General features: G+C 39.8%; 19 protein-coding genes. 5 read left to right on the plus strand and 14 right to left on the minus strand.

The genetic code is table 11. From position 1 onward, the window contains the following. Positions 1-92: 92 nt before the first annotated feature. Both SANK73390_RS09790 and SANK73390_RS09795 read right to left on the minus strand, forming a co-directional pair. Positions 93-782 (minus strand): aspartate/glutamate racemase family protein, encoded by a 690-nt coding sequence (locus tag SANK73390_RS09790; RefSeq protein ID WP_462765827.1) that lies wholly within the window; start codon positions 780-782, stop codon positions 93-95. Between the two features lie 9 nt (positions 783-791). Beyond that, positions 792-1,448: a glutathione S-transferase family protein gene (locus SANK73390_RS09795; RefSeq protein WP_462765829.1), complete on the minus strand. Its 657-nt coding sequence runs from the start codon at positions 1,446-1,448 to the stop codon at positions 792-794. Positions 1,449-1,563: 115 nt separating this feature from the next. Here SANK73390_RS09795 and SANK73390_RS09800 point away from each other — a divergent pair, with 115 nt between their 5' ends. Beyond that, entirely contained in the window at positions 1,564-2,424 is an 861-nt protein-coding gene (locus SANK73390_RS09800; protein WP_462765831.1) for a LysR family transcriptional regulator, read from the plus strand. Between the two features lie 68 nt (positions 2,425-2,492). On the opposite strand, the gene SANK73390_RS09805 is transcribed toward SANK73390_RS09800, so the two are convergent. From SANK73390_RS09805 to SANK73390_RS09815, 3 genes are read right to left on the minus strand one after another with little or no spacing between them, the layout of a single operon-like run. Beyond that, positions 2,493-3,185, minus strand: coding sequence for a response regulator (locus SANK73390_RS09805; RefSeq protein ID WP_462765833.1), 693 nt, complete (start codon positions 3,183-3,185; stop codon positions 2,493-2,495). A gap of 13 nt (positions 3,186-3,198) precedes the next feature. Further along, positions 3,199-4,710: an ATP-binding protein gene (locus SANK73390_RS09810; protein ID WP_462765835.1), complete on the minus strand. Its 1,512-nt coding sequence runs from the start codon at positions 4,708-4,710 to the stop codon at positions 3,199-3,201. A gap of 8 nt (positions 4,711-4,718) precedes the next feature. Next, on the minus strand, positions 4,719-6,224 hold the full coding sequence (locus tag SANK73390_RS09815; RefSeq protein ID WP_462765837.1) for a cytochrome-c peroxidase: 1,506 nt from the start codon (positions 6,222-6,224) through the stop codon (positions 4,719-4,721). 377 nt (positions 6,225-6,601) lie between these two features. On the opposite strand from SANK73390_RS09815, the gene SANK73390_RS09820 reads away from it, so the two are divergent. Then, the gene (locus SANK73390_RS09820; RefSeq protein WP_261595360.1) at positions 6,602-7,486 is read left to right on the plus strand and encodes a LysR substrate-binding domain-containing protein; all 885 of its coding nucleotides are present in this window, start codon (positions 6,602-6,604) and stop codon (positions 7,484-7,486) included. Here the strand turns inward: SANK73390_RS09820 and SANK73390_RS09825 are convergent. Further along, positions 7,483-8,322, minus strand: a complete 840-nt coding sequence (locus tag SANK73390_RS09825) for an SDR family NAD(P)-dependent oxidoreductase (RefSeq protein ID WP_462765839.1) — start codon at positions 8,320-8,322, stop codon at positions 7,483-7,485. The two genes, SANK73390_RS09820 and SANK73390_RS09825, sit on opposite strands and share 4 nt — an antisense overlap. A gap of 89 nt (positions 8,323-8,411) precedes the next feature. Between SANK73390_RS09825 and SANK73390_RS09830 the strand changes: the two genes are divergently transcribed. Next, the gene (locus SANK73390_RS09830) at positions 8,412-8,849 is read left to right on the plus strand and encodes a hypothetical protein (protein ID WP_462765841.1); all 438 of its coding nucleotides are present in this window, start codon (positions 8,412-8,414) and stop codon (positions 8,847-8,849) included. 48 nt (positions 8,850-8,897) lie between these two features. Here the strand turns inward: SANK73390_RS09830 and SANK73390_RS09835 are convergent, their stop codons facing one another. From SANK73390_RS09835 to SANK73390_RS09845, 3 genes are all read right to left on the minus strand, one after another. Continuing rightward, entirely contained in the window at positions 8,898-9,308 is a 411-nt protein-coding gene (locus SANK73390_RS09835; protein ID WP_462765843.1) for a GNAT family N-acetyltransferase, read from the minus strand. Positions 9,309-9,402: 94 nt separating this feature from the next. Then, positions 9,403-10,644 (minus strand): hybrid sensor histidine kinase/response regulator, encoded by a 1,242-nt coding sequence (locus SANK73390_RS09840; protein WP_462765845.1) that lies wholly within the window; start codon positions 10,642-10,644, stop codon positions 9,403-9,405. Continuing rightward, positions 10,637-13,036 (minus strand): response regulator, encoded by a 2,400-nt coding sequence (locus SANK73390_RS09845; RefSeq protein ID WP_462765847.1) that lies wholly within the window; start codon positions 13,034-13,036, stop codon positions 10,637-10,639. The genes SANK73390_RS09840 and SANK73390_RS09845 overlap by 8 nt, the downstream gene beginning before the upstream one ends. A 290-nt stretch (positions 13,037-13,326) precedes the next feature. On the opposite strand from SANK73390_RS09845, the gene SANK73390_RS09850 reads away from it, so the two are divergent. Continuing rightward, positions 13,327-14,022 carry a hypothetical protein gene (locus SANK73390_RS09850; RefSeq protein WP_462765849.1) on the plus strand — a complete coding sequence of 232 codons (696 nt, stop codon included), beginning with the start codon at positions 13,327-13,329 and terminating at the stop codon, positions 14,020-14,022. 296 nt (positions 14,023-14,318) lie between these two features. Here the strand turns inward: SANK73390_RS09850 and SANK73390_RS09855 are convergent, their stop codons facing one another. After that, entirely contained in the window at positions 14,319-15,221 is a 903-nt protein-coding gene (locus tag SANK73390_RS09855; protein WP_462765851.1) for a DMT family transporter, read from the minus strand. Between the two features lie 422 nt (positions 15,222-15,643). Here SANK73390_RS09855 and SANK73390_RS09860 point away from each other — a divergent pair, with 422 nt between their 5' ends. After that, on the plus strand, positions 15,644-16,240 hold the full coding sequence (locus SANK73390_RS09860) for a porin family protein (RefSeq protein ID WP_462765853.1): 597 nt from the start codon (positions 15,644-15,646) through the stop codon (positions 16,238-16,240). A 514-nt stretch (positions 16,241-16,754) separates the two neighbouring features. On the opposite strand, the gene SANK73390_RS09865 is transcribed toward SANK73390_RS09860, so the two are convergent. The 4 genes from SANK73390_RS09865 to SANK73390_RS09880 all read right to left on the minus strand — a co-directional run bounded on the left by SANK73390_RS09865 (position 16,755) and on the right by SANK73390_RS09880 (position 25,449). Beyond that, entirely contained in the window at positions 16,755-19,592 is a 2,838-nt protein-coding gene (locus tag SANK73390_RS09865) for a TonB-dependent receptor domain-containing protein (RefSeq protein ID WP_462765855.1), read from the minus strand. Positions 19,593-20,033: 441 nt separating this feature from the next. Continuing rightward, positions 20,034-22,850 carry a TonB-dependent receptor gene (locus tag SANK73390_RS09870; protein ID WP_462765857.1) on the minus strand — a complete coding sequence of 939 codons (2,817 nt, stop codon included), beginning with the start codon at positions 22,848-22,850 and terminating at the stop codon, positions 20,034-20,036. Between the two features lie 423 nt (positions 22,851-23,273). Beyond that, positions 23,274-23,579, minus strand: a complete 306-nt coding sequence (locus SANK73390_RS09875) for a DNA polymerase domain-containing protein (protein ID WP_462765859.1) — start codon at positions 23,577-23,579, stop codon at positions 23,274-23,276. Next, positions 23,545-25,449: a DNA polymerase II gene (locus SANK73390_RS09880; protein ID WP_462765861.1), complete on the minus strand. Its 1,905-nt coding sequence runs from the start codon at positions 25,447-25,449 to the stop codon at positions 23,545-23,547. Before SANK73390_RS09880 ends, SANK73390_RS09875 begins: the two co-directional genes overlap by 35 nt. Positions 25,450-25,463 lie beyond the last annotated feature (14 nt).

A 25,463-nucleotide genomic window follows, 5' to 3' on the forward strand; every position in this document is an offset into this window, starting at 1 on the left:
TTACCAGTCGGCTTCAATTAATCACACATGTATATTCTCATTTCCAAAATGTGACTTACCGGCTAGTAATAAATTACGATAAGTACTGATACTTATTGCAATGCAAACTTTACAGCCGCTTGCGCATGTAACTGAGTAGTATCTAATAAGGGTAATTTACAATCAGACTGACTAATCAATAAACCTATTTCTGTACAACCTAAAATTACCGCCTGAGCGCCCTGCACCTGAAGTGCGTTTATAACGTTTAAATACTGCTGTTTGGAGTGAATGTTAATATTACCCATACATAGCTCTTGATAAATAATATTATCAACTACGTGCTGTTCATGCTCAGGTGGAACAATCACTGACAAGCCATGCTCTCGCAGCCGCTCGATATAAAAAAGCTCTTGCATAGTAAACCGCGTACCAAGTAAAGATACTGTTTTTATCTTTTGTGCTTTTAGGCTTTCAGCCACCACATCTGCCACATGGATAATCGGCAACGAGGTATGTTTTGCAATATCATCTACCACTTTATGCATAGTATTCGTGCAAATTACAATGCACTGAGCACCGGCTAGCTCTAAACCTTTGGCAGCCTGTCCCAATATGTCGCCACATGCTTGCCAATCACCTGAACGCTGTAGCACTTCTATATCTGCAAAGTTCACACTATGCAAGACTATTTTTGCTGAGCTTAATCCGCCTAACTGTGCTTTAACACCTTCATTGATAAGCCTGTAATAACTTTGAGTAGATTCCCAACTCATACCACCAAGCAACCCTATGGTTTTCATAATATATCCTTAACTAACCTTTTCACCTGCTTCATCAATTTGCACTACTTCCGTTTCTTGCAGTGCCTCAGTGATCCACTTACCTAACACAGGGCAACTTAGCACTTTATCCATATATAATCGAGCTTGTGGGTTTAGCTCTATGCCATAAGTTCTAAAACGCATGACCACAGGTGCAAACATGGCATCAGCGATTGACCACTTACCAAATAACCAACCTCCTTGATCACGACATGCTAGCATCTGCTCACTCCAAATCTGCTCTATACGAGCAATGTCATTTTTACATGCATCACTGATATTCAATTTGCGTTTAGCACGAATATTCATCGGCATTTCACTACGTAGAGCATTAAAACCTGAGTGCATTTCACACGCTACTGCACGCGCTTTTGCTTTTTGCGCTAATGATTCTGGCCAACATTGCCCTGATAGATAAACATCATTGATATACTCACAAATAGCTAAGGAGTCCCAAACATGTATGCCATTATCAACAATACTAGGTACTTTAAGACTTGGAGTAATATCTTTTAACGCTTCATAAAATTGCGGTGTATCTAATGGCAACTTCACCTCACTATAATTTACTTTATTTTTTTCAAGCATTAACCACGCTCTTAATGACCATGATGAGTAATTTTTATTGCCAATATATAATTGCATTTTGTTCTCCTTAGTGTAATAACTGGGCGTTATTTAAACGAATAAAATCGTTACTGACTAGCGGATAATTTTGATACAACCTATCAATACTACTGATAGGTTATAGGATAAATAAATGGATATTGATGCATTAAGAAGCTTTTTGGCTTTTGTCGAAACAGGTAGCTTTACACGAGCAGCTAAGCAAGTAAATCGCACTCAATCTGCAATTAGCATGCAAATGAAAAAGCTTGAGCAAGATGTAAATAAATCGCTATTTGAAAAGCAAGGAAGGTTACTTAGCTTATCTTACGATGGACAAGTATTTGCCCGCTATGCCAAACAGCTAGTGCAGCTACATGATGACACGCTACTGCAAATGAATACCGCCAAACCCACTACATTACTGCGCCTTGGCTGCCCGGATGATTACGCCGAGTCGGTCTTGCCCACACTCGTAAAATTATTGCATACCCAATTCACAAACCTTGACCTGCAAATCACCTGCACACCCAGTTACCGTGTAAAGCTTATGATTGATAGTGGTCATTTAGACTTAGGGGTGATCACACGTTCGCCGGATTCTGAAGAAGGTTACATGTTAGAATCAGCTCAAGGATTTTGGATATATAGCCCACAACACCAAGCTCAGCAACTGCAACCACTGCCTATTGCAATATTTCAAAGAGACTGTCGCTTTCACCAAGCTACGCTTGAAGGGCTACACAAACAAAATCGTGATTTTAAAATTATCGCCTGCTGTGGCAGCGCCTGCGCACTTAAGGGTATAGTGAAAAGCGGCATTGCTATCAGTGCCATGAATGAATTGAGCATTGGCGATTTGCCTAAGCTCACAGACAGCAACTTACCTAAACTACCAACAACCGATGTGGTACTAGTGAGAGCCAATAACCAGCAAAATCCAGTGTCGGACGTTTTTTGTGCGGATTTAAGCCAGCAATATCGTAAAAGCCTTAATAGTCAACTCATTATTTAATGCTCAGTAAGGCTCAAATTCACCACTTTAAAAAAATTCACACTGTAGAGCATGGCACCTCATTGCATTCACCCACTTTGCGCTTCAAACTTATAACCTGCACCATAAATAGAATGAATAAATTCTTGCTCAGGGGCTATGCCATGTAGCTTTTTGCGGATTTTCTTAATATGACTGTCTATGGTTCTATCGCTGACAATATGACTATCATCATAAATATGGTCCATCAAAGTATCTCTACTATAAATACGCCCAGGATGCCCATACATAGCTTTGAGCAACATAAACTCAACGTGCGTTAGTGATACACTCGCATTTAAAAATGATGCAAAGAGTGTTTCTTCATCCAGCTTTAGCTTACTTTCAACGTCTAAAACTTGCCCGCTTTCATTTAATGCAACGCGCCGCAATATTGCTTTAACTCTAGCCACAACCTCTTTAGGGCTATAGGGCTTGCAGATATAATCATCAGCACCAATCTCCAACCCAAGTAATCGATCTACTTCTTCGACTTTGGCTGTCATCATCACAATGGGCACATTTGAATATGTGCGTATGCGCTTACAAATCTCTATGCCATTGACATTAGGTAGCATCAGATCTAATAAAATTAAGGCGGGACACTCGCTTTTAAAAGCGGGTTCAGCATCTGCGCCGTCCATTACAACATGGGAGGTAAACTCAGCTTGCGCTAAATACTTGCCTAAAATATCAGCAAGTTTGGGTTCGTCTTCGACGATTAAAATATGTTTGTTTGACACGAAGGTGGTCCATTTAATGCCTCAATTTAATCATAATAGCGAGCCCACCCAATTCACTCAAGTTTGCCGTAATTTCTCCATTATGTGCTTGCACGATACTTTGGCATATCGCCAAGCCCAACCCTGAACCACCAGCTGCTCTACTTCGTGCCCCTTCCACACGATAGAGTCGCTCAAATAACTTATCAAGCTGCGCTTTTGGTACGTCTGGCGCACTATCTTGCCAGCATATTTGGGTCACACTCTTAAACTGCGTAACCTCAACTTTTAATGTTCCTGGTTGCTGTTTTGATGAGTCGGTATAACGCAACGTGTTTTGCAGTAAATTATCAAATAGCTGGCCCAAACGCTGCTCGTCGCATTCAAGCATAATGGTGTCGCTACAACTTAAAGAAAACGCTAAGTGTGTGCACTCAATTGCTTGACGATTTTTAGAAAAGGTGCGCAACAACAAATCATGTAAACTAAGTTTTTCCATATGGTAAGTAAGTGCACCTTTATCTGATAACGAAAGCTGGTGCAAATCATCAACTAAACGCGTTAAACGCTGAATTTCCTCATGTAAAGACACTAACTGTTTAGGCTCGCTGGCTATTACCCCATCAATCATGCCTTCTAATTCGGCGCGAATAACAGCAATCGGTGTACGTAATTCATGTGAAATATCAGCTATCCATTGCTGGCGTGCAACTTGATTTTGCGCCAGCGTATCGGCCAAACGGTTCATATCTCGAGCAAGTAAGCCTAATTCATCTTTGCTCTTTATATCCACTTGTGCGTCGTAATTACCTTGCGCCAGTACTTTAGCATTGCGTCGAAGCAACACGATTGGCTGTACTAAATATTTACTAAATGGGACCGCCAAAATAACGGTGACAAATAAAGCAATGAGCGCGATCAGTATAAATTGCCGTTGCTGCTGCTGGGCGAACAACTGATCAAACTTATTCCCTACTAAGGCGCTGCCAGCCACGCCTAAATAAGCAATGACTTGCTGACGTTGAGGTACTGCTAAGTGATCGGTTTTATAAACCGGAAACCAAAAAGTATTCTGCATACTGCGCTCTCTGCCCATAACAAGCACACCGTTTGCATCTTTGAGTAGCAAACGACCGCCCGCCGGTGCTCTTGGCTGCCCCCGCGGCCTCATTGTTTGCTCTTCGCCTTGATAACGGCGCTTAGGAGCTGGTCTCATTTGCGGTTCATCTGCGTAACGACGTTTTGGAGGAGGCCGTGTATCTCTTCGCTCTCGCTTCGCCTCTCCTTCTTCTAAACCGTAATAAAAATGTACTATGCTGTCCCACTCAGCTGACCCTTTATAAACCCATTCGAGTGACTCATACTGTTCATAAGTTTTTGCAAAGCGTGCAATCACATCACGTAACTGCGCTCTAGAGGTGTTTTCAATATATTGCGAAAAGCTTTTTTCAAACGCGAATTTATTAGCTAAATAAATAGCCAATACTAAAGCTGTATTGGCTATTAATATAATTAACAATAGTTTGACGCGAATGGTCATTTTCATAATAAAAATTATCCACCAGTTAAACGTGCTGTACGCAAACGCAAATTATCTGGATTTGGGGTTGAGTGATTAGGCATCCACTTTTTTATACACCGCTTATCTTTAGCGCACTTATCCGTTAACGTATGTAAAAATGCCACTAGATCTTGCTGTTGCTGTGGTGCTAAGTTTGCCGCCACAAAAGGAGAAGCACGCAACAGCTGCAATGCCATATCAGTATTTTCTCTTGCCTGTTGGTTAAGTGTCTCACACTGCGCGCTCAAGGCAAACTGCTTTAAACCACATGCGCCACCTCGTTGAAAAAACTGCTCAATCGTTTGCTCTGGGTTTGAATAATGACTAACTACTTGCGCTAAATTTTCGTATGCCCCAGCATGACTATAAGGAGCCGTTAATGTTACATTGAGTAAACTTGGTACACGAAATGCAAATTGATTACTTGGTTGTGGATCAATCGCAGCACGACCAATATCAGCAAAATTTTCATCTGTACCAATCCCGTATTGTGGAAACGCTAAGTTGAAAAAACCATCATTAGTGAACCTATCCCCACTGTGACAATTTACACACCCTGCTCCACCATCTGCGATTTGAGTGAAAAATAGCTTTGCTCCTTGCTTTTGTTGCTCAGACAAAGCTTTAAGGTCACCGCGTACGTAACGATGCCAATCTGTATTGATCATCACCATTGAAGACTGATATTGCCCTAGTGCAAAAGCAATGTTGTCAAAAGTGATCAGTGACTGGGCCTCATCTTGTGAATTAAACGCTTCACGAAATACTTGCAACCAATCATTGGTCGCTAAACTACCTTGCCCATCTGCGTAGTCACCTATGCGCTGTGCTAAGTGAGTACGAACCTGCTCATTGGTCGTGGCATTCACAAATGCCTCTGCGCGCATTTCCTCGCGAGATGTCACAGGAAACCGCGCGAGCGTACTCACCAAAGAGTCACCTGCTTGTTCATCGGGTTGATTAAACCCTGAATCAGGTGTGCTAATAAAGCTGACTTCATTACCTTGCTCATCAGTGGTAATAACTTGTTCGACTCTTCCATCCCAAAACAAAGAGTTATTTGCAAAGCCCGTATTAAAAATAGTAGGAGAATTACGGGGAATGTTTATTTCATCATTTACAGCCTTACGATTAGGGCCTACTACATTTGGGTCAACCGCATTGGTGCCAATAGGCAAAGACAAGCTATCTGCACCACCTAATCTGGGGTCATGACAACTAGCACAGGCTACTGTCTTCTCGCCACCCAATGCTTTGGTAAAAAATAGTTGCATACCCAGTTGTGCCATTGGGTCTGAAATTTTAGGCAACTCTGTTGCACCTTTAACATGGCCTGTTAACCCATGTTGTGAGATCAATGTTGATAGTTCGTGATCCAACGGCGTTTTAGCTTGCATGTTCGGAGGCTGTGATCTTGGTTTTGCATTAATCGTTGGTATATGAAATACACTTAATACAGCTAACAGCATGGCTGCATGCTTCAAATTTGCCTTGTTCATAGTCACTCAAACCCTATTGTGTTGTAAAGCTAAACAGTGGCAAGCAAAAGTGCAACAAATGTGAAAGCATTGATTTATTTCATTCCCTTTTCAAGTTAATTTTGCCTTTAGAAATAACCATAAATATAAACTAATAATTATTTCAATTTACTCATATCACAAAGTTGCATCTTTTTACTCATATCAATAATGAACCGCGATAACTTAGAATGAGCCGAAGTAAGTTGTTTTGTTGATGAATTGCTTGTGTTTTTATTTTTAGGTACTGTTTTATTGTTCACTTTAACGCTTCCTGTATTTATTGAACTCAGCTATTATCAACAAGAAACGAGTGTTTTCCGAACGATTATTTCTAACACATAATATAAGATTAACTAATGTTTAAAGAGCTAAGCCACTTTACTGCGCTACGTTGTGTAGAAGCTGCTGCACGTCATAAAAGCTACAGTCTAGCTGCTAAAGAGCTGTTTGTGACGCAAGCTGCGGTCAGTCAGCAAATAAGAGCCTTAGAGTCACACTTGGGATGTAAACTCTTCTATCGCCAAGGTCGCGGTATGCAGCCAACCCCACAATGCAAGCACCTTGCTCAGTCACTATCACATAATTTTGAAGAGATTGTAGCCAATGTACGCCAAGCAACCTGCGAGCCGCTTGAAGGAACACTAACAATCACTACAACACAATCATTTGCATCTATGATCCTCATTCCAAATATGTGGCGTTTTTCTAAAGCGCATCCAGATATAGCCATTCGTGTACTAGTATCGCCAAATGTAGAAGATATTAAACATGGTGAAGTTGATGTTGCCATTCGTTATGGCCATTCACTATTTGCTGGTTTAGAGCAAGAAATTATCCTAGATGACCAACTAGTGCCACTATGCTCACCCTCTTTTGCTGAACAAGAAAACCTTCATAACATAAATAATATGTCTCACTGTCAACTTGTCTATTACTCGTTTACCGACTACTGGCAAAGCTGGTTTTCTCAAGCAGGTATTAAACGTAACGACGATAAAAGCCAATGGCTTGAAGTGAGTAATATGGATTTCGCGCTTAGCGCTGTTATGACCGGACATGGCATTTGTTTAGGCTCTGCGACGCAAGCTAAGCATTACCTAAAACAAGGGCTGCTTGTTCAACCATATGATGTTTGCTGCGAGCCGAGTGTCCGTTACAGCTTTTTACATAATCCAAATTCACCTCGAGTTGCGAGGATACAAATCTTTAAAGACTGGTTATTAACTCAACTTCAAAACTAGTCTAACTTATTCATGCTGCGGTATTTTTGTTTGTTTTTGGCACCGATACGATATAGCAGCCCTCTTATCGCTCGACGAAAGCGCGGGAACAAGTAACTAAGTGTGGCCAGCTTACCGCTAATGCTCGGCATCGCAATTTCAACTTCACTTGAGTGACTTAGTGTTAATATAGCGTTCGCAACTTGCTCAGCACTACTCATAGGCTGCGAATAAACAATATCTTCTACCTGTTCAATCTCTTGCATGATAAAACCCGTATTGATAGGCCCTGGCGATACAACCGCTACATTAGTTTTACTGTTTACTAGTTCATCATGCAAAGCATAGGTAAATGCACGTAGCCCAGCCTTTGTGCCACTGTAACTTGCTGCACCTTGTAATGGCGTAAGTCCTGCCAACGACCCAACCATAACAATGGCGTTTTGCGCTGTGCTGTGCATATGTTTAATTGCCAATGCACTCAATACCATAGGCGCACGCATATTCACATCTACCATCGCAGCCACTTGCTGTGCACTTAGGTTGCTAAAGTTGCCTCGGTGATGGAGCCCTGCATTGTTAACCAACACATTTATAAAATTAAACTTCTCAATAGTGCGAGCAATGATGCGCTCACAATCACTCAGTGACGCAACATCAGCTTGAATTAACAATGTATGACATTGCGCATACCCAGCTAGCTGCGCTTTTACTTGCTCAAGAGGCGCAAGGTTTCTTGCCACCAGTACTAAATTAACACCAGTGGGGTAAGCTTTGGCATAGGCATGAGCACACGCTTCTCCCACACCTTTTGATGCGCCAGTAATAACAATTGTTGGTTGAATGCTTTGGTCCATTGTGTTTGCTCTACGTTAGTCATACTATGATTTAAAACACACTATAGATGTAGTTGCTTAACGCACTCAACTTAAAAGGATAATTAGGTATGTCCAAGACAGTGAAAGCCAGTTTATTATTTTGTGCCATCATGGCACTTATCACCGCAATTGCACACTTAAGCTGTATTGGTATTGGAGTGCAATGTTATCGGGCACAACTTGCGCCACAATTTATTATTGACTCTGCTAGCCAAGGCACTTGGCATGCCCCCGTCATTACACTCACTCTGAGCTGTTTATTTGCCCTCTGTGGCGCATATGCATTGGCTGCAATGAAGTTAATTCGCCAGCTGCCATTGCAACAGTTAGCCCTGCTAACACTGGCTATTATATGCTTGATTAGAGGCCTTGCTGCCATACCGTTAAGTATAATTTACTGGCAACAAACGACTGTTTTTTCATTAATTGCCAGTGTTATTTGGTTTTTTTGTGGCTGTGGCTATGCATTAGGCTGGTACGCTTCTCGTTCAAAAAAACTAAGTTAACGTATGAGTAACTTGAAGCGATACTGTAAATGAACGACATAAACAACATTATATAAACTTACTCATGCCAAGTCCCAACGGCTCTCCTGTTCGCAGTATATAATCATACTGCTCATAAAAGGCCTCTTTTCCCTTGGCTGACAACAGCGCTACCGTCGCACCTGCTTTTGCATTTGCACAGAGAAACCTTTCTATTTCATACATCACGGCATGTCCAAGCCCTTCGCCTTGATAATCTGGTGCCACCACCACATCTTGAATATAATAAAATAGCCCACCATCTCCTAGCACTCGGCCCATCGCAATTAAAATATTTTTATGGCGAATGGTCACATGAAACAAAGAATTATTTAGGCCCGTTTGCGCCAAAATTTCATCCGTTGCACCCCAGCCCACCTTTTCCCGCAGTAATACAAACTCACTTGCTAATGGGGCTGTATGATTAATTTGATAAGTCATTTTATTCCGAGCTTATAATTTTAGGGTTCAAAAGTTATTTTACACTGTATAAATGCACCATAAACGAGTTACAAGGCTACTAAAACTGAAACAGTTACTTATTTTTTGTACTTATATGCAAAGGTAAAGTAATGTAAAATTCAGTCCCCTTTCCTAGCTGACTCGTCACCTTGATACCACCTTGCAAGTGTTGTTCAATTAAGTTCTTTACAATAAACAGACCTAGTCCACTGCCACCAGAGCCTAAACGCGTAGAGTAATACTTTTCAAATATTTTACTCAGTTTCTCCCCTTCAATGCCTTGACCATCATCCGATACTTTCAAGACAATCTCTTGCTTTTTTTGCTCTACATTAATATTAATCGAACCATTGCTATTGTCATCAAAGGCGTGGATCAGTGCATTATTGATAAGATTAATTAAAACCTGAGATAATGCCCCGGTGTCTGACGTAATTTGTATCGTAACTGGGCAATTAATTGTTACGCTATGAGGCGAGCGCTTCAGTTTAGGATGTAACACTCGCTCAATATCGTGTAAGTAATCGGCTAAATTACATTGCACAATTGCACCACTAAACTCCCCAACTACAATATGCTTAAAGCTATTAATTAAGTTCATTGCATTGTTTAAATTCGACAAAACAATGTCGTAGCTTTGTGCCGTATTATCAATAAAGCCTTGTAAATCACTTTTTGCTAGCGTTTTTTGCTGAACTTGCTGGTTCAGCTGCTTTTGTTTTTCATCAAGGTGGCTAATCGCCGTACTAATAACGCTTAGTGGTGTACCTAGTTCATGAGTTAACTCTCCAACCATTTCTCCTATGTGGCTAAATTGCTGTGAAGTTTCTAATTGCTGCTCTTTTAATTTAGATAGCTTCTCAAGTTCTAGAGTTTTATCGCGTAATGTAGAGATAAGCTCATCTCTTAAGTTGATTAATGCTTGTAATTGCAAATGAGTCGACACTCTTGCTAATAGTTCTTCTTGGCGAATCGGCTTGGTTACATAATCAACTGCCCCCACACTAAACGCTTCAACTATATCGCTCAGTTCAGCTTTACCTGTAACAAATATAACAGGCACATCTTTAACCCTATCTAGAGATTTTAAGCGCCGACACGTTTCAAACCCATCAATACCCGGCATCATCACATCTAGCAAAATTAAGTGCGGTAGAAAGATGGTAGCTATGTTAATCGCTTCCTTGCCTGAAGTAGCAAAAGCCACATCGTACCCTTCAGCTTCCAAAAAACTGGTTAATAACTCTAGGTTTTCAGCTTTGTCATCAACAATTAAAATCCTGCAATTATTGAGTGAGACTAGATCATCATCCATCTTTTACCTCATTAAGCGCAGCTATAAGGCCTGCCATATCAAACTTACTTATAAAATTAGCCAAATATTGCGCAAGCTGCTTATTGTTTGGCTGCTCTTTTTCGATTTTTTGTAAAATCTGTTTAATTTTAGAAGTTCCATTAATTTGCGCTGACAGTTTTAACTGCTCTAACTGTTCATGAGGTAAAGAAAAGCCAGAAGGGTCTATCGTACTGAGATCAGGAGGCTTTGGTATCGCGTCATCTTGCGCTTGCTCAAATTCAAAATGCGCTGGAAAGTAAGATGCTAACAAATCAAATATTTGCTCAATGGTGTAAGGCTTGCCAACAAACTCATCAAAACCAATGCTTAAATAGTGCTGCACTTCATGATGCAAACTGAACGCAGAAATAGCAATACACTTTAGTTCGCTAAGCTGTAATTCACCACGAATGATCTGCACAGCTTCATCACCACGCATTACTGGCATTAACAAATCTAAAAATACAATATCAAACTTTTGCTGTTTAATTTTGTCGACTGCCTGCTGACCATCCTCTGCATACTCAACATGGATACCGCACGACGTTAAAGTTTGCCCTAATATTTCTCGATTATAGGCAACATCATCTACACACAATGCCCGCAAAGTTTTATCCGACAAAAGTGTTAGCTGAGCTAAATCTGATTGCTTGCTTTGTGAAAAGTCTAACTCAGCAGAATCAAGGGTAAGACTAAATGAAAAACAACTACCCTGATCTATAGTTGACTCAACTTCAAGTTTACTCCCCATCATCGCAACTTGCTTACTAGATATACACAGCCCTAAACCAGTTCCTCCTTTTTCTACACCCGCACTCCCTTGGGTAAAGCTAGTAAAAAGACTTTGCAATTCTTGCGCTGATATTCCGGGGCCCGTATCATGCACCTCAAAACGGTAAGTATTATCACCGACCATCGAGTACACGAGTTTAATTTCACCACTATCTGTAAATTTTACCGCATTACCCAATAAGTTAATTAACACCTGTCTAATCTTACCTTGATCTCCATGTACGCCAATTGCACTATTAACTTTATCTTCTAGGCACCAAGTAAGTTGCTTTTGCTCACATTTGAGTTTGAACATGTTACTGAGATCTTCCAATAAGCCGGTCAGCTCAAAGTCTGTCAAATTTAACTTACTAGAACCTGCCTCTATTTTTGAAATATCAAGCACATCATTAATAATATCAAGCAAGTGGTTACCTGCTCGAATCACTTTATTCATTGTTGTTTTATGGTGTTGAGGTAAATCTTTGGCACGTTCCATTAACTGAGCAAACCCGAGTATTGCATTAAGTGGGGTGCGTATTTCATGGCTCATATTAGATAGGAACATACTTTTTGCTAGATTAGCTTGCTCGGCACGTTCTCGAGCGGCACTTAGCTCAGCCGTACGCTCGCTTACCTGATTTTCTAACTCTATATTATTATCACTTAATCTGGCTTGTAGCTGGCTATTACGCCATGCTATCTCAATGTTTTGTCCCAAGTTTAAAAGTAAAAGCTCTTCTTGTTCATCTATATCATTAATATATTGTGCAATAGCAAACAAAGTAATGTCGCTCTGCTTTTCACCAATATATAAAATGGCAAAGTTTTGAATGACAGCACTGTGATAAAATGTTGAATTATATTTAGCAATAAATAACTCAAACACAGACTTTGGCATATCTAGAGTCGTGTTTTGTGGCATGTTTACCTCAAACTGCATCGTCTTATGATTAAGCTGTGCAATAAATGAAGTAACAGGACTTGGTTCAAACTGCTGACTAAGTGGCAAGGTTTCAGCTAATAACTGCAGCGTTTTAATATCAAATTCAACTAACTCAGATTCACTTAATAATGAGTTAGTACATTTTATAATTTTATTTAATCCCGATTGCACACATTGGGTTTTTTCTAAATGCTGAAAAGTTCGCAATGCAACCAATACAGCGGCTTTTAATTTACTGCTAGTGAGTTCAGTTTTAGTTTTGTAGTCATTAACATCGTAGTCACGAGTGATTTCTGACTCTGGTGCCATACCCGGTTGCCCTGTACGCAAAATAATACGCACTTTGCTATTTTTTTCTATTTCTCTTACATACCTTGCAAAATCCAGCCCTGCTTCTGCCGTTTCCATTACAACATCGAGTAAAATAAGTGCCGTATCAGGGTTATCAGCTAGCACCACTTGAGCCTGTTCACCACTGTGAGCATGCAAAAATATAAGACCTCTGTCATCAAATTGCATTTGTGCTAATACAAGCTTAGATATTTGATGAATATCTTCCTCATCATCAACTATCAGTATTTTCCATGGGGGCTTTATCGCGGTTTCTTCTGGCTCACTCTCTGCACTGAATAAAATTGAATCATCATCAAACATAGGACACCTCATTTAGTGATCCAAGTTTTAAGTGTAGTGAAAGAATCAAAAAATTTGATACTTTATTTATAAATTATAATTACACATTACGCCTGCAAAGCTTAATTACCGTGCTTAAAAAACAAATAACATTCTTGAGTCACAGGGTTAGTTTTCAAAACTACAAACTGCGAACAATTAAAGTTGTCAACATTAATCGGAAAACCCCCTTAGCTCTATGATAACACTCCCTTTTTATGGTTAATTGTTCTACACTGAATATAACTAGCTGAGGAAATTTTGGTAGCACTATGAATGAACAACCGTCAGTACAATCATTTATCGATTTAATTAAACATCAGGATGCACAAGCACTTGCCACGTTATATACCAAAAGCAGTAATAATGAGAATATTGCACAACTCAAGTGCCTATATCAACAAGCTATGGGGGAGCAATCTCGCTATCAATTTTTTCAAGACTTGGTAACCTCTTTTTTTGAAAAAAAACCTATGCCAAAAGCACTAATTATAGCCATCAGCGATATTGATAAATTAACGTTCTTTACGCCAGCATTAAGTGCAAGCGAAGGTTTTTCGCTTCAAAATGAACAAAGCAATACACTTTTACATACGCTATTAGGTCATGAAAAATGTATTCAACCTCCTTTTAACTATATTCGCTCTTTACTACTGTTTGAACGCAACGAATCCTTAGCCAAAGCTTTAGCTACAAGGAATAAACAGCAACTGCTGCCAATGGAGTGTTATCTAGCATTTAACCCATGCTTTGAACCCTTAGTTGATCATGAGCTTACTGCTGCACTCGCTCTGCTCGAAGCACAAACTAAGCAAGTACCTAGTGAAATAAGCACCTTAAGTCTAATATGTAACCTCTTGAAGAAAAATACAAATTTGAATTCGCTAAACAGCAACAGCCACCGTATTTTGCTACTTGGTGCCGCATTTGAATGTGCAAATGAAGATGTGATGACTTTACTGCTTTAACACTACCTTATACCAACTTTATTAAAGCATTGAGCATTTATTTAATGTAGTTGGTATAAGAGGTTTATTTATCCCACAGCCTACATTTTATTATAACAAACTTCATGATGTAAAATATGCGTGATGCCAGCTCAAGACTTCACTTGCTTCATGCTCATACATTGCACGAGTCACCATTTGTTCTGCAATATAATGGCGACTCGCAATAGTCCAAAACCATAGTGTCCTCTAAATATCGGGGTCCTACTCTGAGCACTTACTTCAGCACCTGTGGCATATAAAGTATTCATAACCTATTATTTTACGGCTCGCTTATTACTCAAGCGATGCCAAGTGATATGCTCACCAAACTGAAACATGGCTAAGCTGAAAATGATAATTGCAGCCCCAAATAACAAACTACCCGTTAACTTTTCATTATTTAGCCATGCACCTAATCCAATCGCAAACCCCGGAGTGATCAGCGTTGACAGTGCAACGGTACTGGCAGAGAGCCTTTGCAAAACATGAAAATAAGCTAAAAAGCCCAATAAAGAGCCAACCACGCCTAAATATACAGTTGCCCAAACTGATTTCATATGCCATTGCTCCATAGCAATCGTGCCATCATGTAACAACCAAACACACGCAAACATAGGAGTAACAAACAACAAAGCACCAAACGTTGTTGCCATTGGGTGAACTGCAACTTTAACTCGCTTAATCATAATGCCACTTAAGCTAAAACTACATACAGCTAAAAAAACATAACCTAACCCTAATGGCGCTAAATTAAATTGCTGTACTTGAGTAGAGCAAATCAAATACAAACCACCAAGCGCCAGTGCTAAAGAAAACATCTTAACTGGCGTGAACTTAGCCTCCCCCAGTAGCTTTTGAGCGAGTAACCCTGAGAGAATTGGGGCAAGCCCAAAAATAAGTGATATTACTCCTGAGGGAACAGTTTGTGCAGCCAAATAACTCAATGACATACCACCTAAGATACCTAGCGCTGAATATAGATAAAGCGTACACGCTCGCTTATGCCAAGGTACACGAATATTACTAATTGCAACAACAAGTCCTGCAAGCACTAACGCTATCATCATTCGCAGTAACACACTCAAAGTGGGTGGCATGGTCTCACTGCTCCATACAATCCCAAGCGGAGTAGTAGACCAAACGAAGATCACAAATAAATATGATGCCTGAATAGGCATAATTTAAGTCCTTGTTTTTAAGATGATAAAAGTAGGCGGGAGATAGTGATAACTCTAACCGCTTCTATCATCGCGGTTAGAGTAAAACAATTAACCGCGGTGCACACGTCCTAGCATGACAGCTAAATTCAGCAGCCAAGATTGTAGAATGTGTAAGCGCGTTAATTGTGTCATAAAAATTCAAAGTCTAAAAAATATCGAAGTATACTTGTATCAAATAAGAATAATATGTCAATGTAAATCGTATCAATGCTCGTTTTCTCGTTAGTAACATTTCATATTAACCGATATAAATTACATAATTAACAATAATTTACATTTTTTGACGTGCTCGTACAACCACTCACAAACAAGCCACAGACTCTAACAGAGCACAATACTAAACTAGCTTTCAAATTATGCTTTAAACAAGGTTTGTTAATATGAAAACACATGCTCTAGTCGCTCTAACAGTTTTAAGCCTTAGTAGTTTTACTACTCAAGCAGGACAACAAAATGAAATACATCGAGTTGGTGCACAACTAAACGGTGGTAGTGCTTCTTACAAAGGTTCAAGTAAAGACGGTGATGGTGTCGGCTCACTTTACCTATACTATAACTATCAAATTAACACTTCATGGGCTTTAGAGTTAGGAATAAATAGCGGCTCAGAAATCGATAGCTGGGAGTGTAAAGAATTGAGAAATGATAGGGTTATATGCGATCGTAACGACAAGTTATTATTTAATTTAAACGCAAATAAAATCGATTTGATAAATTTTGTAGTAGCCGCAAAAGGCCAATACAAAATCACGGATAATAGCTACCTCTACGGTAAATTGGGTGGTCAGTACTATGATTATGATATTGCCCGTAACAGCAATAAGCTGATCCAAGAAACTGGTTTGGGTGTTTTTGCAGAAGCTGGTTGGCAATATGATTGGAACAACGGCTTTGCAATGAATGTTGGTTTGCAATATATGGATATGGGCGACCTAGACACTAGCAGTTTAAGCGCTGGTATAAGTTACCGATTCTAAAAAAACACATAATACAACCAAAAAATCGGCCAAAGAGGCCGGTTTTTACTAAGCTAAACGATTAATTAAAGTGCTAAACCTAAAGATAAATATACGTGACGACCTGTAGAATTATAAGTACGTGGGTCAGGATTATCGTTAAAGCGATTAGGTGGGCTGCCACTTGTGATTGTCTAGGCCGATTCTATCGGCAAGCTTGTTCCTAAAATCAGTGCAAAATATCGGATTCAAGCCTTGCGGTATTATAATACTTTTAGTCGTTTACTTTGCTAAAGCTTCAAGTTTTTTATTATTCATCTACCTACCCTTAAGCTCTTCAATAATAAATTATGATAAGTAGTTACAGAAAGTTAGTTACAGTCTCAAAAAAAGAACCGAACGTTTTCACGTTCAGTTCTTTATATTCCAAGCCACTATGTGCTTCTGTGTAAGTGATGCAGATGCTTATAAAAATGGTATTAGCTCAATTTGAAGAGCCTTTTATGATTGCAACTTACAACTTACAACTTACAACTTAAAATTTTGTTTCAAAGTTCAAGTAGTAAGCACGACCCTGAATATCATAAGCACGACTATTCGTATTGATACCTGTTGAGCCATAATCAGAGTTTTGTGGTAACAATGCCGGTTTCTTATTGAACGCATTGTTAATACCGAAGATAACTTTCGTGTTATTAGCGAAGCTATAACCAGCTGAAATATCATGGTATGTCACAGAACCAATCTCGTTGAATGCAGCCGGTAATGATGGCTCATCTGAGTTGTTATCAACTACTGAATCCCAATGGCGTAACTTCCAGCGAACATTTAGGTCATCTAATGCATAAGTAAGATTTAAGTTACCTTTAATTTTCGGTACTTCAACTTCACCCAAAGTTTCATCAATGTTGCCATTTACTTGACTCGTACTGATGAACTTGTCAGTGTAAGTTAGAATAAGCTGAGCACCGAAAGTACCTAAGTCTGTCTCTAAGCGGTAGTTAATATCTGCATCGTAACCTGAAGTTTCTACAATCTCTTCATTAGAAGCGCCAGTATTTACTTCAACTAACGCACCTTTACCATCACGAAGGTAGCTACCACCACAACCAACAACCATTGACGGGTCATCGTAACAACGTTCAACAACTACAGTACGGAGAATTGTAGTGATCGCATCTTCAATTTCAATGTCAAAGTAATCAACAGTTAAAGAAAGATCATCTGTCGCCTGCCATACAAAGCCTAAGCTCATAGTTTCAGCTGTTTCTTCTTTTACATTAGGATTACCACCAGAAAAGCCACCTGTACTTTGCTGTTCAAGAAGAGTTAGTTCAAACTCACCTTGTGACTGTAAACGAGCAGCGATAGCAGAATCTTTTAGACAGTTAGCACGTACTACATCTGATTTTTTATCTGAGCCGTCAGCTTTTAAACCATTGCAAGGGTCAGTTAAGTTGCGGAATGTTTCACCACGGCCACCATATAAATCAGAAATGTTAGGTGTACGTACAGCAGTTGCGTAAGATGCACGTACCATCAATGTATCTAGAGGGCGATACTCAGCACCAATGTTATACGTAAATGCATTACCTGTGACAGAGTGGTCACTTTGACGAGCTGCTAAATCTACACGCACTTCATCCAAAATTGGAAAGCTTGCTTCAGCAAACACGTCCGTAGAAGAGAAACTACCATTTGTTGCTTCTGCTTTGTTAGTAGATGAGGCACCAGTTTGCGCTAAGTCACCAGGCTGTGCTACACCACTTTCATAACGATATTCTACACCACCAGCAAAGCCGACATTACCACCGCTAAGTTCAAGAGGTAGCTCACCTGAAAGTACACTTGACAAAACTGATTGCTCAACTTTACCGTAAACTTTCGCAGGAGAGCGAATGTAATCTACCGCATCAGACGTGATCAAACCCGCACCAAATAAGTTTAAAGGTACACACCCTTTAATACGTGCCAATTCATCTTTACAGCGTAATTCACCTTCAAAGCTTTCTACATCTAACGCTTGGCGAGCTCGTTCTGTGTTAATTTGGCCACCGTTTTGTTGAGTTTGAGTTGTTTGACCGTATGTACCGTAAGTACTCAATAACCAGTTACCATTAATATCCCAATCAAAACCAACTGCAACACGAGTCGTATCACGCTCAAGGCTTGTATCACGTGGACCAAACTCTACCATACGGCGTACAAATTCAGTTTGATTTAAATTAGTGACACCATACTCACTTAGATTATTGCGCAATGTTTCCGGTATTAAGGGTGAATTGATGCTCAAACCTAGGCTACTACCTAAGTCATTTGCCCAGATATTATTATTAACATTCAGAGCATAGGGTTCAATTGTCGAACCTTGCGTACTCGCATTATTCCATTGGAATTCAGAGAACATGGTAACGTTGTCTGATACTTCTAAGTTAAGGCTACCAGACACATATTTACGCTCTAGAGGCGTGATCAATTGGCGATATGCAGCACGGTTAAAGCGGTTGTTATTTAAGTCATCTAAACCACCAGAGAACGCCGTACCGTCACCATTAAATGCTACGGACTGTGTTTCACCCTCTTCATCTTGATAACTGTGAGTGATTCGTGCCCCCGGCGGGTAACTAGAGCCTAAGTAAATAATTTCATCGTCCATAGCCCATGCATCAATCGAAGAAAAGTCACGATCGGTAGACTTTATACCTCTATCTTTGTCAAAACCAACTGAAATCCACGCATTACCACCATCCCAAGCCTTACCGGCTGTTAAGTTAATGCTGTGCTTTTCACGATCGTTCTCAGCACTCTTACCTGTTTGACCAGATAACTCAACACCTTCTATGTCATCACGAAGAATGATATTCACTACACCAGCTACAGCATCTGAACCGTAAACAGCAGATGATGCGCTTTTAAGAATATCAATTCTTTCAATTAATTGAGCTGGGATGGCATTTAAATCCACACCGTAACCTGACGATGGAATTGTACCAGAAACAAAACGTCGGCCATTAACTAATACTAATGTGCGCTCCTCCTCTAGACCACGTAACTCAGTAGTGTTTAAGCCTACCGTGGTCGTTGTGAAAGCACTCGTTGATTGGTCTGAACCAGTCAAAGCAACAGGTGACTTAGATAAAATATCTTGAATATTTAAAACACCCGTTTCGCCGATTTCAGCTCTACCAATTGTTGTGATTGGAATCGATGTTTCAAGGTCTGTACGCTTGATACGAGAACCTGTTACTGCAATTCTTTCTACTTTATCAGCACCTTCTTCAGCTGCTAATACCGCACCTGAAAATGATGCAGATGATGCAGCACCAAAAGCGATCGCTAAACGAACCGCTTTAGAAATATTTGATTTTAACATGTTAATTATCTCCCTGAATCAAAAAATTGATTTTTATAGTTTTATTTTAATATTTTTGTGAAAAGGTTCTTATGTACCTCAAAAATATTGTGCCCAATACTAAGCCGCGACTAAACAGTTGGTCAATATCTTGCGTTGTCAAAATCGCTCGCGCACACACACACAATCCCAAAAAACAAAACAAAAGCTAATAATGTAAAAATAATAAAACATTTAAAGAACAAAGTGAGGGGTAAAAATCGAACTGCAAAGATGGGAGCTTGAATAAATAAAATGTAAACAAAAGTAAAAGCAAAAAAATTAAAAGCAACAATAAAAAATTAATTTTTTTAACTTTAAACAACACCGGTAGCTTAAATGAGTCAAGTTACAGATTGAAGTATAAAAAACCCCGCATATGAGCGGGGTTTAAATTTACTGTTAAACTAAATAACTAACAACTTAGAATGTATAAGAAGCTTGAACATAAAAAGTACGACCGTACGGGTCTGAATAACGTGGGTCATAACCTACTTGGTGACCAGCTGCCGCATTTAGAGTGAACGGTGGCTCTTTATCTAACAAGTTTTTAATACCGAACGTTAGATTTGCATTATCACCATATGCATAAGCTAAACGATAATCAACCGTAAAGTACACAGGGATATGCTTTTGAATAACACTTCCATCAACCTCATCGTCCCAATTCTCTGCTTTAGCAACATAGAAACTTACATCAGCAGACGCATCAGCATAGCCACTACGCGCTTTGATGTTTAAGTCATGAGTAAAGTCGCCATGAGTGAATGAGTTGTTGATATTAATGATGTTACGGAATGCAACTTGTTCATCAGTACCCACTTTGCCTAAGCTTGAATCCCAAACGTCAGTAGTACCAACACGTAGTCTTTCTGACTCAAGTAGGTAAGTACCCATGATGCCAGTCTTCAACGTACCGAAAGAAAGTTCATTCGTTAAATTGATGCTCCAGTCAATACCTGCAGTGTTGGATTGACCAACGTTATCAGCTGCTTGAACAATTGCTAAAACCGTGTCACCAGTACCTTTGTCAACTTTAGTAACAAAAAGGTCACCATATAGGCCAGGGTTTTGGAAGATTTGGTTCTGAGTTAAACGACGAACCTCATTCTCCATCTCTATGTTCCAATAATCAAGAGACACACTTGTTCCTGTATCACCAGACCAAACGAAACCAAATGTGTACTGTTCTGAAGTTTCTGGCTTCAATTTTGCGTTACCTTCACGATAAACGTCGTACTGAAGCTTGTCACTGTAGCAATACTGCCTAAGCGGCTCGCCAGACTGGAAAGGACAGTCATAAGGAGATGCAGTTACACCGAATTCTACTCTTGGTTCTGCTATTTGGCGCATTGTTGCCATCTTGAAACCAGTACCCATTGACGCTCGTAATAATAATTCATCTGTTGGACGGTAAGATAAGCTCAACTTATATGTTGTATCATTTTCGCTATCGTTTACTGTGTTATTACCTGTAAGGTTAGCATTCGTAATTTCGCCAATATTGTCGTAACGAAGTGAGCCTGTAAACTCCAAGTTTTCCATTAATGGAACAATTACTTCCGCAAATGCACCGTAAGTATCACGTTCTAAATTATATTCATCAGAAGCAGACTCAAATAGCACAACTTCGGCGGTGTTACCCGCACCATTAATTCGAGAGTACTCAGCCATGCGATAATCAAAACCAACACCTAAATATACGCTACCAGCATCTAAATCAGCGATTACACCTGATGCTTTACCTTCGATAGTTGTCAATGAAGTTTCTGTTTTTTCCCAAAGGCCACTAAACATAGTATCAGCAACCATCTGGTTTTGCTCTGCACTTAGGTCTTCGGGTGCTGAAAAAATATCAATTGCACCAGATTTTACTAATGCCATAAACTCTTTTTCAAGAGGGAAGCCTGTAATACGATTTTGATCACTCTCTGAATCACCGCGCGTTACCGCAAAGTCATATGACCACTCTTCGATTTCACCACGAATACCTGCAGTAAACTGACTAGTAGTTGTGTGCCATTCAGTAGTACGGTTACCACCAGGAAGTACACGCCAGCGCGCCGCAATACTTGTCATGTCTGCAGCGACTTGCTCAGGTAAGTATTGCATAACATTATCTTGTACTAGTGCTGAGTCAGCACTTAGAGAGAATGTACCAGTTGGGTATGGTGCGATACGAGTGGTCATTTTGAAATCTGACCATGAAGCATTTGCAAATGCTTCAGTAGAATCATTTATCGTTGCTACACCTCTAAGGAATATATTATCACGCTCTGTCTCAGGCTGAATCTCTAGCGTGCTAGTGTAGTCGAACTGACACGCTGTGCCTGATGGTGCGCTTGTCGTGTGACATGAACCATTTTTTTCTTTAAAAGGGTTCAAAGAATATGTACTTGTTTTTACTTTGCCACTGTCTGGGTCAACAACCAAGTTACCATCTTCATCACGAGTTTGGTAAGTAACATATGCATTGCCAGGAATCGCATTTGAAGAGCCAGCAATTGCAACTAAGTCTTGACCTGCGTGCTCAAACTGAACGAAACCAGTTTTTGCAAAATCACGGTCAACAGAACGCAGGTTATCTTGACTATCATGACTATATGAAGCTGTTATATTAAAGCCATCAGCACTTAAATCACCAAACCCTGATGTGATTGAGAAGTTATAACTTGATGTATCATCAGGGCTGTCATAACGCGCTGTTACAGTAGTGCTTTGCACATCATCTTTAAGAATGAAGTTAACTACACCTGCGATAGCATCAGAACCGTATAGTGCAGATGCACCATCTTTTAAGATTTCAACGCGCTTAATTGCTGCAAGTGGAATAGAGTTCAAGTCGATTGTACCGCCTGAATCAGAGGAAACCATACGGCGACCGTTAAGAAGTACCAAAGTATACTCAGACCCAATATTTCTAAGTGAAGCTGTTTGAACACCGCCACCACTACCGCCAACTGACTCACCAGCAGCCACAAAACCCTGCATCGCAGGTAAATTCGCAATTAAATCAGGAACACTTGTAACACCTGACTTAGCAATATCAGACGCATCAATAACATCAAGAGGTAGAGCACCTTCTAGGTCAGTTCTTTTGATTGCAGAACCAGTAATTTCAATACGCTCAACTTTTGCGTCACTTTCAGCCGCAAAAGTATTTGCTGAAAAAGCAGCTGTTGAAGCAGCACCAAACGCGATTGCAATACGAACCGCTTTTGAAACTTTACTATTTAACATTTGTATCTCCCTGGACTACTTGTTAGTAGCTTGTAATTTTTTATGGGCTTTGCCCTTATGGGAAGTTGCACTGATGCAACATTCAACGTGAATAGTAAACAAGCATTGACGTTAGCGTCAACAGTAAATTATTTAATTTTCATCAATTACCCATTGAAGGTACAAGAAAAAGAACACAAAATGCTAACAGTTCAATGATATTAAAAAGAAAACTTCTTTTGAGCTGTTAACTGAAAAAGAACGTTTTTATAATCTGGCATCATCATTAGAATTGGATAAATTTGCTTCTCTATATAATGTTCATAGTCTAGCTCCTCCTTTCCCCGCTTTACCCTTGGACCTAATTTGGTCATGTAATACTTAATAATACTGCCTTTGCGATAGCGGCAGTTTTTATCAATTTTCATTTGTTCTTTTGCCGCTTTAACATGAGGTGGTATATTTTTTTACATACTGCTCTACACTCTTACCTAACCGTTTCGAATATAGCAACGACTCATCCACTTCACCTGATCGCACCGCCTCTATGTACCCTTTTGTTATACGCAATAAATCTTTCCCGTCAAAAAGGGCTTTCACAATCTCTTTCTGATACTTTTTTGCTATTTCAGTCCAATCACTGCGTACACTTTCCATACCTTTAAATACGAGGCCAGCCTCTTTATTAACATATGTCTCACCGACGTAACGCTTCTTAGAGCCTGTAACCTGACCTCTTATCGTTGGCATAAAAAAATGTGTGATAAAGCGTTTCAAATTCAATTTCTAGATAGCTAATCGATTGAAAATTACTCTCACAATACTGACGCCAAAAAGCATCTATTTCTTGTACTAAATTACAAGCTGTAGCTTTACACTTTTCTAAAGACCAAGTTTGAGGAAGTTTCACAAAAGTAGAGTCGGTATCACCATAAATGACCTCAAACCCGTGGTTTTCTATCACACGCTTTGTTGTTTGCATTATTTCGTGACCTCGCAGTGTTATAGAACTTGCCAACCTTGGGTCATAGAATCTGCACCCTTTTGAGCCAAGTACACCATATAAACTGTTCATGATAATTTTAATAGCTTGCGATAACATAGGGTCTTCGTCTTGTTTAGCTTGTTGACGAGCACCTGCAAGCTGAGCAACGATATTTGGAAGGTAATGAGCTGTGCGTGAAAAACAGCCTTGATTAAAGCCTTTAATTGCCTCTTCTGGGTTCAGTAGCCCCTCCACTAATCCCATTGGATCAACCAAAAAAGTGCGTATTATTGAGGGGTATAAACTTTTAAAGTCTAACACAACCACATTTTTGTATAGCCCAGGTTTTGACTCCATTACATAGCCACCGGGACTTTCAAAGTTGAGGCCATGCTCTGCTAGATTTGGAGCCACATATCCACTGCGGTGTAAAAATGGCAAATACAAATTTGTGAATGCAGCAACAGAGCCGCCCATTCTCTCCAATTCAAGCCCAGTAAGTGCACTACGCGCAATTGCAAAACCTATCAAGTTAAGCTTATAAAAAATAGCGAGTACCAACTCACAATCTTTCAAATTATAAGCAGCCAAACTCAATTTATCTTCATGAAATTGCCGTATAATTTCTTCTAGTCGGTCATCTTGCTCAATCAACTTTCTCTCACCCAATACCTTTTCGGCTACATTTGATAAGCGAAAACTGTCAAAATGATAAGTCGCATTTTTGAGTGTATCTATACCATCGATTACAACACGACCAGGAACTAACACACGTACATAGTTGCCTTTATAAATACTGATTGGTTGCTCGTCTTTGCCTAATAAAAGTTCAACACCTAGCATTTGCGCTCGCTCAGCAAGCACCACAAAATCAAACTCAATCACGTTCCAGCCAATGATTATGTCGGGGTCGAAGAGCTTCACTTTCTCCATTAAAGCTTGCAACAAGGTATGCTCATCATTTACCCACACAATGTAATTGGAATTAGCGAACGTCTGAATGTCATTAATTATTGGATCGCCTATCATAATCACGCACTTTTGGCTGTCACTAACAAGCCCAATAGAAAAGAGTACACCGTCACCATCACACTCTATATCTAAAGAAAGCACACTAAAGACAGGCCTATAGTGGTTATTAGCTTTAAATTGAGCCCCTCTTAGTAACGTATATCCATCACGTTTCACAACTTGCCCTTTAACCCAAGCGGAACCACGAATAAAACGTTCCATCAAAAATCGATCGCAATGACGAATGTCTTCTTCATACAATCGTACGTGAGAATTTAATACTTGCTTTGCTTGATGAAAAGTACGCACGCTGTCGCTATAACAAGCTACCATGCTTTCCTGATCGAAGTGTTTCAAAGGAATATCGCTAAAACGTATTTTAATGCTCGCCTTATGAAGCCTCATTTGAGCAGTAGACCGTTCACTTTCTCGTATAAAAAATACCGGCTGCTCGCCCTCAACAATCGCCTTTACAGCACCTTGTTCAGTTTTAAGCCAGTAGCACAACTCAAACTTCCCTTGGTTATGAGTTTGCTGGCGCGATAATATAAAGCCTTCAAGCATTGCTTGTGCCAAACCGATTCCCCATCTAAAATACCCCATCAACACTGTAATTATATACATATAACACTAAGTTA

Source organism: Pseudoalteromonas sp. SANK 73390 (genome assembly GCF_054966645.1).

Coding starts and splice junctions, on each gene's coding strand:
- SANK73390_RS09835 (WP_462765843.1), bottom strand. CDS start 9,308: ATGACTTATCAAATTAATCATACAGCCCCATTAGCAAGTGAGTTTGTA.
- SANK73390_RS09815 (WP_462765837.1), bottom strand. CDS start 6,224: ATGAACAAGGCAAATTTGAAGCATGCAGCCATGCTGTTAGCTGTATTA.
- SANK73390_RS09860 (WP_462765853.1), top strand. CDS start 15,644: ATGAAAACACATGCTCTAGTCGCTCTAACAGTTTTAAGCCTTAGTAGT.
- SANK73390_RS09855 (WP_462765851.1), bottom strand. CDS start 15,221: ATGCCTATTCAGGCATCATATTTATTTGTGATCTTCGTTTGGTCTACT.
- SANK73390_RS09880 (WP_462765861.1), bottom strand. CDS start 25,449: ATGTATATAATTACAGTGTTGATGGGGTATTTTAGATGGGGAATCGGT.
- SANK73390_RS09845 (WP_462765847.1), bottom strand. CDS start 13,036: ATGTTTGATGATGATTCAATTTTATTCAGTGCAGAGAGTGAGCCAGAA.
- SANK73390_RS09810 (WP_462765835.1), bottom strand. CDS start 4,710: ATGAAAATGACCATTCGCGTCAAACTATTGTTAATTATATTAATAGCC.
- SANK73390_RS09825 (WP_462765839.1), bottom strand. CDS start 8,322: ATGGACCAAAGCATTCAACCAACAATTGTTATTACTGGCGCATCAAAA.
- SANK73390_RS09865 (WP_462765855.1), bottom strand. CDS start 19,592: ATGTTAAAATCAAATATTTCTAAAGCGGTTCGTTTAGCGATCGCTTTT.
- SANK73390_RS09820 (WP_261595360.1), top strand. CDS start 6,602: ATGTTTAAAGAGCTAAGCCACTTTACTGCGCTACGTTGTGTAGAAGCT.
- SANK73390_RS09800 (WP_462765831.1), top strand. CDS start 1,564: ATGGATATTGATGCATTAAGAAGCTTTTTGGCTTTTGTCGAAACAGGT.
- SANK73390_RS09875 (WP_462765859.1), bottom strand. CDS start 23,579: ATGCCAACGATAAGAGGTCAGGTTACAGGCTCTAAGAAGCGTTACGTC.
- SANK73390_RS09830 (WP_462765841.1), top strand. CDS start 8,412: ATGTCCAAGACAGTGAAAGCCAGTTTATTATTTTGTGCCATCATGGCA.
- SANK73390_RS09790 (WP_462765827.1), bottom strand. CDS start 782: ATGAAAACCATAGGGTTGCTTGGTGGTATGAGTTGGGAATCTACTCAA.
- SANK73390_RS09870 (WP_462765857.1), bottom strand. CDS start 22,850: ATGTTAAATAGTAAAGTTTCAAAAGCGGTTCGTATTGCAATCGCGTTT.
- SANK73390_RS09840 (WP_462765845.1), bottom strand. CDS start 10,644: ATGGATGATGATCTAGTCTCACTCAATAATTGCAGGATTTTAATTGTT.
- SANK73390_RS09850 (WP_462765849.1), top strand. CDS start 13,327: ATGAATGAACAACCGTCAGTACAATCATTTATCGATTTAATTAAACAT.
- SANK73390_RS09795 (WP_462765829.1), bottom strand. CDS start 1,448: ATGCAATTATATATTGGCAATAAAAATTACTCATCATGGTCATTAAGA.